Origin of the sequence: Pantoea sp. CTOTU49201, from assembly GCF_032054795.1 — a bacterium.
GTDB lineage: Bacteria > Pseudomonadota > Gammaproteobacteria > Enterobacterales > Enterobacteriaceae > Pantoea > Pantoea symbiotica.
In genome coordinates, this window is sequence record NZ_DAMBSA010000206.1 from 1 (window position 1) to 8,093 (window position 8,093).

The following is an 8,093-nucleotide window of genomic DNA, read 5'->3' on the forward strand; positions in this document are numbered from 1 at the left end:
CAGATTTCGGCTGTCAGGTCACGCACGCGATTGAACAGCACGCTGTGATTGTGCTTATCATCGCTTTTGATCAATACCAGCAGCGCCTGCGGTTCGTTAAAACCGGTGAAGTACCAGAAGTCACTGTTTTGCCGGAAGTTGTATTCGGTGTCGTTGCTACGCGTCACTTCAGGTGCAGCAAAAATCAATGCCGCGCTGCCTGGCGCCATGCGGGCAATCAGCGCCTGACGACGTTGTTGAAACGTATCCAAGGTAATCATGTTTGCACTCCCTGTTGAAGACGGGCTACAACGCACCCGCATTGACGCGCTTAATGTAGCGTAGGTTTCTGTACTTCTGGTGCCGTTGGCTGATGCGGACGCGTGAAGGTGTCATGGCACAGCAGAGCGGCAACGCGCACGTATTCAATCACCTCTTCGAGTGACTGCTCCAGCTCTTCCTGATCTTCATCTTCGTCATAGCCAAGCTGTGCGATAGTACGCAGATCGTCAATCGCTTCACCGGTTTCACCGGTCACTTTCTCCAGCTTAGGCTGAGTGACGCCCAAACCGAGCAGGAAGTGGTTGACCCAACCGGCCAGCGCATCCGCGCGATCGAATACCGTGATGTCATCATCTTCCGGCAACATCAGCTGGAACATAAAGCCTTCGTCTTCCAGCGTGGTCGCCAGGCTTTCATGCAGCGCTTGCAACGGCTGAGACAGGCTCTGCGAAAACGCCATGCCTTCGTTGGTGAGATCGTGAACCATGGTTTTCCAACTGGTATCCTGATTGCCGCCGCACAGAATCCCGGATAGGAGACCATGCATTTCGGCTGGCGTCATGCCCACGCCCTGCTGTGAAAGGGCCGCGGCCAGCGCGTTGTAACTCGGCGTTGCGTTCTGTAAAGACATAAGCTTTGGTCGTCGTTGGCGGAATAAGTTCGTGTTATGCTACCACCAGGTGCCTCTGGGTTTCCAGAAAAGGGGTTGTAACTTATAACTCGGGTATATATAGTTTCGCACCTCCCAACCCATTGACCGGTAAGGGAGATGCGATCGAAGTAATCAGTTAGGATGGTGGCATGTCTGCACAACCAGTAGATATTCAAATTTTTGGTCGTTCGTTAAGAGTGAATTGCCCGCCTGAACAGCAAGATGCGCTGAATCTGGCCGCAGAGGATCTCAATCAACGGTTGCAAGATTTAAAAGTTCGCACTAGAGTCACCAATACAGAGCAACTGGTGTTCATCGCCGCGTTAAACATCTGCCACGAGTTGGCACAAGAGAAAGGTAAGACGCGCGACTACGCAGCAAACATGGAACAACGTATCCGCATGCTGCAGCAGACCATTGAACAAGCGTTAGTAGAGCAAGGTCGCATAACTGACCGCCAGGGCCCTAATTTTGAATAACACTTCATGGTCCTCATGCTAGAGTGACGGTGAAGTAAATTTTCTCTGAGATGTTTGCAAGCGGGCCAGTCCCCTGAGCCGATATTTCATACCAACAGAATGTGACGCTCCACAATTTGTGCGCATGCTCGGTCCGTCCGAGAAGCCTAATAGTTGTGACGGCATGTTCACCTTGAACCAAGGGTTCAAGGGTTACAGCCTGCGGCGGCATCTCGGAGATCTCCATTTAGTTCCAATCTGCATCCCCCGGTTCGCATGATATAGTGCTGGAAACAGCCCAATCTGCCGGGGATATCATGTCAGCGCCCTCACTTCTCGACCGTCAAGAAATCCGTCAGCATGTGCGCCATCTGCGCCGCAATCTCACATCTGAACAGCAAGAACAGGCCGCCGATCAATTGGCTGAACACGCCATCAACATTGCGCCGATCGCTAATGCTCAACGCATTGCGCTGTTTTTGTCTGTCGATGGAGAGATCAACACCCGCCCGCTGATCGCCAAACTGTGGCAGCAGAAAAAGCAGGTCTATTTACCGGTGCTCCATCCCTTCTCGCCGGGTAATCTGCTGTTTATCCGTTACACGCCAGAAACTTCACTCACGCCAAATAAGCTACGCATTCCGGAACCGCCGTTGGATATCACGCAGTTGGCAACGCTGGATCAACTCGATGTGATGCTGGTGCCGCTGGTGGCGTTTGACCATGCGGGCCAACGTTTAGGAATGGGTGGCGGATTCTACGATCGCACGCTGCAACACTGGCAGCAGCATGGTTTTCTTCCTGTGGGGATCGCACATGATTGTCAACGCATAGAAGCGCTGCCGGTCGCCGCTTGGGATGTGCCGCTACCCGCGATACTGACGCCATCAAAACTGTGGCAATGGGAAGCGTAAGCAGGAAAAACAAAGGGCGCCGATGGCGCCCTGTTTAATCAGTACAGCAGACGGGCGCGGATGGTGCCCGGAATCGCCTTCATCGCCTGCAGCGCTTTATCCGCTACATCTTTTTCCGCATCGATATCAATAACCACATAACCCATCACCGGCGTAGTTTGCAGATACTGAGCCGCGATGTTGATGCCCTGTTCGGCAAAGATCAGGTTGATGGCCGTCAACACGCCTGGACGGTTTTCGTGGATGTGCAACAAACGGCTCGCGCTCGCCGCATGCATTGGCAGCGAAACTTCCGGAAAGTTAACCGCAGACAGCGTTGAACCATTGTCCGAATACTTCGCCAGCTTGCCAGCAACTTCAATACCGATGTTTTCCTGCGCTTCCTGCGTTGAACCACCAATGTGCGGCGTCAGGATCACGTTATCGAACTCGCACAACGGAGAGTTGAACGGATCGCTGTTGGTTGCAGGTTCAACCGGGAACACGTCGATGGCTGCACCGGAGAGATGTTTGTTCGCCAGGGCATCACACAGCGCCGGAATATCAATCACGGTACCGCGCGCGGCGTTGATCAGCAGCGCGCCTGGCTTCATCAGCGCCAACTCTTCGGCACCAATCATGTTCTGGGTCGATTGAGTTTCGGGAACGTGCAGGCTCACCACGTCGCTCATGTTGAGCAGATCGGAGAGATGACGCACCTGCGTCGCGTTACCCAGCGGCAGCTTGCTTTCGATATCGTAGAAGAACACGTGCATACCGAGGCTTTCTGCCAGCACACCCAGCTGCATGCCGATGTGGCCATAACCGATGATACCCAGTTTTTTGCCGCGTGCTTCGAACGAACCGTTGGCGACTTTATTCCAGATGCCACGGTGCGCTTTGGCGTTGGCTTCAGGAATGCCACGCAGCATCAACAACATTTCGCCAATCACCAGCTCAGCCACTGAACGGGTGTTGGAGAACGGTGCGTTGAACACCGGCACGCCGCGTTTTGCCGCAGCACCAAGATCAACCTGGTTAGTACCGATACAGAAGCAGCCGACTGCCACCAGCTTTTCTGCAGCAGCAAAAATCTCTTCGGTCAGTTGGGTACGGGAACGGATACCAATGAAGTGCGCATCGCGGATGGAGGATTTCAGCGACTCCGCATCCAGCGCCCCTTTGTGAAACTCGATGTTGGTGTAGCCTGCTGCACGCAGGTTTTCCAGCGCACTCTGGTGAACGCCTTCCACCAGCAGGAACTTAATCTTGTCTTTTTCCAGTGATACCTTTGCCATTTCCCGACCCTATTCAGAATTCAATGAGGACTACCATAAGGTAGCCTTCTGTCAAAATATCAAAAATTTCGTGCGCAGCAATACAAACGATTGCCTGGGAGCCAGCACGCGCCCACGCGGAGACAGCACAATGCCGTACAAAATCGTGACATCCTGAGTGGACGAAGTACGAACTCACTGCTGATGAATGTTTTGTGACATAAGTCACCAAATTTCAGCCTGGCGAGAAAAGATGTTTTGCGGATGGAAATAACCGGCGCATTACGCGCGCCGGACAGATCATTTTACGATGGTTTTCACGCCGTCAGCGGTGCCAATCAGCGCGACATCGGCACCACGTCCCGCAAACAGGCCAACGGTTACCACGCCAGGCAGCGCGTTGATGGTTTTTTCCAGTTCGATGGGATCGAGAATACGCAGATTATGCACGTCGAGAATAATGTTGCCGTTGTCGGTAATGACGTTCTGGCGATACTCCGGCAAGCCGCCGAGTTTAACCAGTTCACGCGCCACATAGGAACGCGCCATCGGAATCACTTCAACCGGCAGCGGGAAGTTACCCAGCACATCGACTTCTTTCGATGCATCGGCAATGCAGATGAATTTCTTCGCCACCGCTGCAACAATTTTCTCACGCGTCAGCGCTGCGCCACCGCCTTTGATCATCTGCATCTGCGGATTGATTTCATCGGCGCCATCAACGTAAACCGACAGTTCATCAATTTCGTTGAGATCGAAGACGTGAATGCCTAACGCTTTCAGTTTCTCCGTCGAGGCTTCCGAGCTGGAAACCGCGCCTTCAATCTGATTCTTCATGGTGCCAAGCGCATCAATAAAATGCGCCGCCGTTGATCCGGTACCTACGCCGACAATGGTGCCGGGCTCTACGTACTGCAGCGCTGCCCAACCTACCGCTTTTTTCAGTTCATCCTGGGTCATGGTATGTTTAAAACCTGTGCGACATCGAAGTGCGCGTAGTATAAAACAAGGCGCTGTAAAAAAGCGCGACTGTTAGACAGCCGATTTAACGCTTTGGAAGCCAGCCCGCAAAAATGCGCCGCAGCACAATTTGACAGTTTTATGGCATAGTAACGTCCACCCTGAACGAGAGAGAACAACAATGAAACGCCCGGATTATCGAACGCTTCAGGCGCTGGATGCTGTGATTCGCGAGCGCGGCTTTGAGCGTGCGGCACAAAAACTTTGCATTACCCAATCTGCGGTTTCGCAGCGTATTAAACAGCTGGAAAATTTATTTGGTCAGCCGCTGCTGGTGCGCACCGTGCCGCCGCGTCCGACCGAGCAGGGACAAAAATTACTGGCGCTGTTACATCAGGTTGAGCTGCTGGAAGAGGAGTGGCTAGGTGATGATAACGGTGGAACCACGCCGCTGTTGCTGTCGCTGGCGGTCAATGCCGACAGTCTGGCAACCTGGCTGCTGCCCGCGCTTAAAGATGTGCTGGCCGATTCGCCGGTGCGCCTGAATTTGCAGGTAGAAGATGAAACCCGCACGCAGGAACGTCTGCGTCGTGGTGAAGTGGTCGGCGCGGTGAGTATTCAGCCGCAGCCGCTGCCAAGCTGCTTAGTGGATCAACTGGGCGCGCTCGATTATCTGTTCTGCGCCTCACCTGATTTTGCTGCACGTTACTTCCCAAATGGCGTTACGCGCTCTGCGCTGCTGAAAGCACCGGCGGTGGCGTTTGATCATCTGGATGATATGCATCAGGCGTTTTTACAGCAGAACTTTGACCTGTCGCCGGGCAGCGTGCCCTGCCACATCGTTAACTCGTCAGAAGCCTTTGTGCAGCTGGCGCGTCAGGGTTCGGTGTGCTGTATGATTCCGCATCTGCAGATTGAGCGCGAGCTGGCGCAAGGTGAGTTGGTGGATTTGACGCCAGGCCTGTATCAGCGTCGTATGCTGTATTGGCACCGGTTTGCGCCGGAAAGCCGTTTGATGCGCAGCGTCACCGATGCGCTGATTGCGCACGGACATCGTGTGCTGCGTCAGGATGTGTTGCCGGCGTAAAGATCAGGTCGCCATTCATGGCGACCTGATATACAGACTTACGGCGTATTCGGTTTGATTTCGAACACCACATCCACCTGATCGTCGAAGTGAATGCTCTGCTGCTCGTAAGTTTGCTGCGCGGTGGTATCAGCGGATGCTGAGGCGGCTTTATACATGCGCGCCATCGGCATCGGTTGATAGTTCGCAACGTGATAGCGGATGCTGTAAACCGAACCTAACTTAGCGTTAAACCCTTCTGCCAGCGCATTGGCCTGCTGCGTAGCATTGGCAATCGCCACTTTTCGCGCCTTTTCTTTATAGCTGTCCGGATTCGCAACACCCAACTCGACGGAACGAATTTCATTCAGGCCAGATTTTAACGCGCCATCCAGCAGCTCGTTCAGCTTGTCCAGCTGACGCAACGTCACCTGCACCTGACGTTCGGCACGATAGCCTTTCAGTACCGACTTACCTTCTTTGGTGTAATCGTACTCTGGCTGCGTGCTGAGGTTTGCCGCATCAATCTCTTTTTTCTCAATGCCGTTCTTTTGCAGGAAATCGAAATATTGCGCCACGCGGTCATCAGCTTGTTTCTTCGCTTCTGCCGCGTCTTTCGACGAAACACTCACCACGATGGCGAGTCTGGCGATATCAGGCGTGGCATCAACGCTTGCCTGTCCAGACGTCACCACATGCGGTCCATTCGGCAATTCGCCTGCCTGAACTAAACCGGACAGTGCGCCGGTGCTCATTACGGCGGCCAGCGCCAGTGCTTTCAGTTTCACGAAAGTCCTCCTTGAGGGATTCAATTTGCAGGTCGCCACTATGGCTAAACCCAAAACACATTACCATGCGTGATGCTCTGAGTTTTGATTCAGCAAAAAGTTCGGGCACTCTGCTGTTTTAACCTCGCCGCGATCGCAAATTTAGCGGTACAGATTCGCCAAAAAAACACTTAAACGTTTCTATTAAAGAAACACTTCTGGGTTCGGGAGAGTTGCCAATGACAGAACAGCCGCTTAGCCAAACAGCCGTCAGCGTTCGCGCTGGACGCACGCGCTTTCTGATGCTCAGTCTGGTGTTTGTTAACATCATTATCAATTACATGGATCGTACTAACCTGTCGGTTGCCGCCACGGCAATGGCGGGCGAACTACGCTTCACGCCGATGGAGATGGGATTGATATTCTCTGCTTTCGGCTGGATCTACGCTGCACTGCAGATTCCCGGCGGATTCCTCATCGATCGCCTTGGTGCGCGCGTGGTCTATGGCGTCGGTTTGTTTGCCTGGTCATTGATTACCGCGCTACATGCGCTTGCCAATAGCTTTGGCGCGCTGTTCGGTCTGCGGCTTGGCGTGGGCGCGTTTGAAGCGCCGGTGATGCCCTCCAACAATCGGGTCATCTCCAGCTGGTTCCCGGAGCAAGAGCGCGCCAGCGCGATCGGTATTTACTCCTCAGCACAGTTTGTCGGCCTCGCCTGCATGACGCCGCTGCTGTTTCACCTGCAGGATGCGTTTGGCTGGCGCGGGCTGTTTTTGATTACCGGAGTTGCGGGGATGATTTGGGCGCTGGTGTGGTATTGGCTCTACCGCGAGCCGAATCAACATCAAGGCGTGTCCGAAGCTGAGCTCAACTATTTGCGCGACAACGGTGCGCTGCTGGAGAGTCGGCAGAATACGCAGCAGCCTAAAGCCCGTTGGAGCGATTTGGCGCAGATGTTCCGCACTCGCAAGTTGGTCGGCATCTATATTGGCCAGTTCACCATTTCCGCCACTTTCTGGTTCTTCCTCACCTGGTTCCCGACCTATCTGGTGGAGTATCGCCACATGGGCTTCATCAAAAGCGGTTATGTGGCTTCGGTGCCCTACTTCGCCGCCTTCTGCGGCGTGCTGCTGGCCGGATTTGCCTCGGATCGCATGATACGTCGCGGTGTCTCCGCCAGCGTGGCGCGCAAGTTGCCGGTGATCCTCGGCCTGTTCCTGACGCTGTTTATCCTTGGAGCCAACTACACCGATGATTCCACGCTGATCATCCTGTTTATGTCGCTGGCATTTTTCGGCAACGGCCTGGCGACCATTACGTGGGTGTTTGTCACGGCGCTGGCACCGCGCCATTTGATTGGTCTGGCGGGCGGCGTATTTAACTTTACCGGCGCGCTCTCCTCCATCGTGGTGCCGATTGCTATTGGTGCGTTAATCGATGGCGATAACTTCGCGCCAGCACTGGCATTTATCGCCGTGCTGGCCGCGATTGGCATCTGCAGTTATCTGTTTATTGTCGGGAAAATCGATCATGTTAGCGCGGAGTGATGACGGTTTGCGCCAGCGATTGCAGCTGTTGCAGCCGCTGCGCGAGATGCGCCTCATCGTCCTGCCAGATTTTGGCGAACGCCAGCGCCGCACGGTTGTTATCAATCGGCTGCGCCATGCTGATTTCACCGTCATCGCGATGCCAAATCAGGTAACCATCAGCACGCTTACGCGCCAGCAGCGGCGCGATTTGCAGCCACTGTTCTTCGCTA

9 protein-coding genes, 1 other RNA gene and 1 pseudogene are annotated in these 8,093 nt (G+C 54.1%); 5 read left to right on the forward strand and 6 right to left on the reverse strand.

Features of this window, described 5'->3' with window-relative positions; genetic code table 11:
- Positions 1-260, reverse strand: a 260-nt coding sequence (locus RTY00_RS14770; RefSeq protein ID WP_312664952.1) for an aminopeptidase P N-terminal domain-containing protein, incomplete at its 3' end; no start/stop codon positions are given.
- A 50-nt stretch (positions 261-310) separates the two neighbouring features.
- Positions 311-892, reverse strand: coding sequence for a YecA family protein (locus tag RTY00_RS14775; protein ID WP_101761948.1), 582 nt, complete (start codon positions 890-892; stop codon positions 311-313).
- A gap of 170 nt (positions 893-1,062) precedes the next feature.
- Here RTY00_RS14775 and zapA point away from each other — a divergent pair, with 170 nt between their 5' ends.
- The 3 genes from zapA (at position 1,063) to RTY00_RS14790 (ending at position 2,285) form a co-directional block, all read left to right on the forward strand.
- A complete protein-coding gene (gene zapA, locus RTY00_RS14780; RefSeq protein ID WP_007890288.1) occupies positions 1,063-1,392 on the forward strand; it encodes a cell division protein ZapA in 330 nt (109 codons plus the stop codon).
- A gap of 39 nt (positions 1,393-1,431) precedes the next feature.
- A non-coding RNA gene (gene ssrS / locus RTY00_RS14785) (6S RNA) lies at positions 1,432-1,615 on the forward strand.
- A gap of 73 nt (positions 1,616-1,688) precedes the next feature.
- Positions 1,689-2,285: a 5-formyltetrahydrofolate cyclo-ligase gene (locus tag RTY00_RS14790; protein ID WP_312664953.1), complete on the forward strand. Its 597-nt coding sequence runs from the start codon at positions 1,689-1,691 to the stop codon at positions 2,283-2,285.
- Between the two features lie 38 nt (positions 2,286-2,323).
- Here the strand turns inward: RTY00_RS14790 and serA are convergent, their stop codons facing one another.
- Positions 2,324-3,562, reverse strand: a complete 1,239-nt coding sequence (gene serA, locus RTY00_RS14795; RefSeq protein ID WP_008108257.1) for a phosphoglycerate dehydrogenase — start codon at positions 3,560-3,562, stop codon at positions 2,324-2,326.
- A gap of 279 nt (positions 3,563-3,841) precedes the next feature.
- Entirely contained in the window at positions 3,842-4,501 is a 660-nt protein-coding gene (gene rpiA, locus RTY00_RS14800; RefSeq protein ID WP_008108258.1) for a ribose-5-phosphate isomerase RpiA, read from the reverse strand.
- Positions 4,502-4,682: 181 nt separating this feature from the next.
- Here rpiA and RTY00_RS14805 point away from each other — a divergent pair, with 181 nt between their 5' ends.
- Positions 4,683-5,588: a LysR family transcriptional regulator ArgP gene (locus RTY00_RS14805; protein WP_007890292.1), complete on the forward strand. Its 906-nt coding sequence runs from the start codon at positions 4,683-4,685 to the stop codon at positions 5,586-5,588.
- A gap of 38 nt (positions 5,589-5,626) precedes the next feature.
- Here the strand turns inward: RTY00_RS14805 and RTY00_RS14810 are convergent, their stop codons facing one another.
- Entirely contained in the window at positions 5,627-6,355 is a 729-nt protein-coding gene (locus RTY00_RS14810) for an oxidative stress defense protein (RefSeq protein WP_312664954.1), read from the reverse strand.
- A gap of 218 nt (positions 6,356-6,573) precedes the next feature.
- Between RTY00_RS14810 and RTY00_RS14815 the strand changes: the two genes are divergently transcribed.
- Positions 6,574-7,881 carry an MFS transporter gene (locus RTY00_RS14815; protein ID WP_312664955.1) on the forward strand — a complete coding sequence of 436 codons (1,308 nt, stop codon included), beginning with the start codon at positions 6,574-6,576 and terminating at the stop codon, positions 7,879-7,881.
- On the opposite strand, the pseudogene RTY00_RS14820 reads toward RTY00_RS14815, so the two are convergent.
- Positions 7,868-8,093 (reverse strand): annotated as a pseudogene (locus tag RTY00_RS14820) (IclR family transcriptional regulator); the annotation flags it as partial. The gene RTY00_RS14815 and the pseudogene RTY00_RS14820 overlap by 14 nt on opposite strands.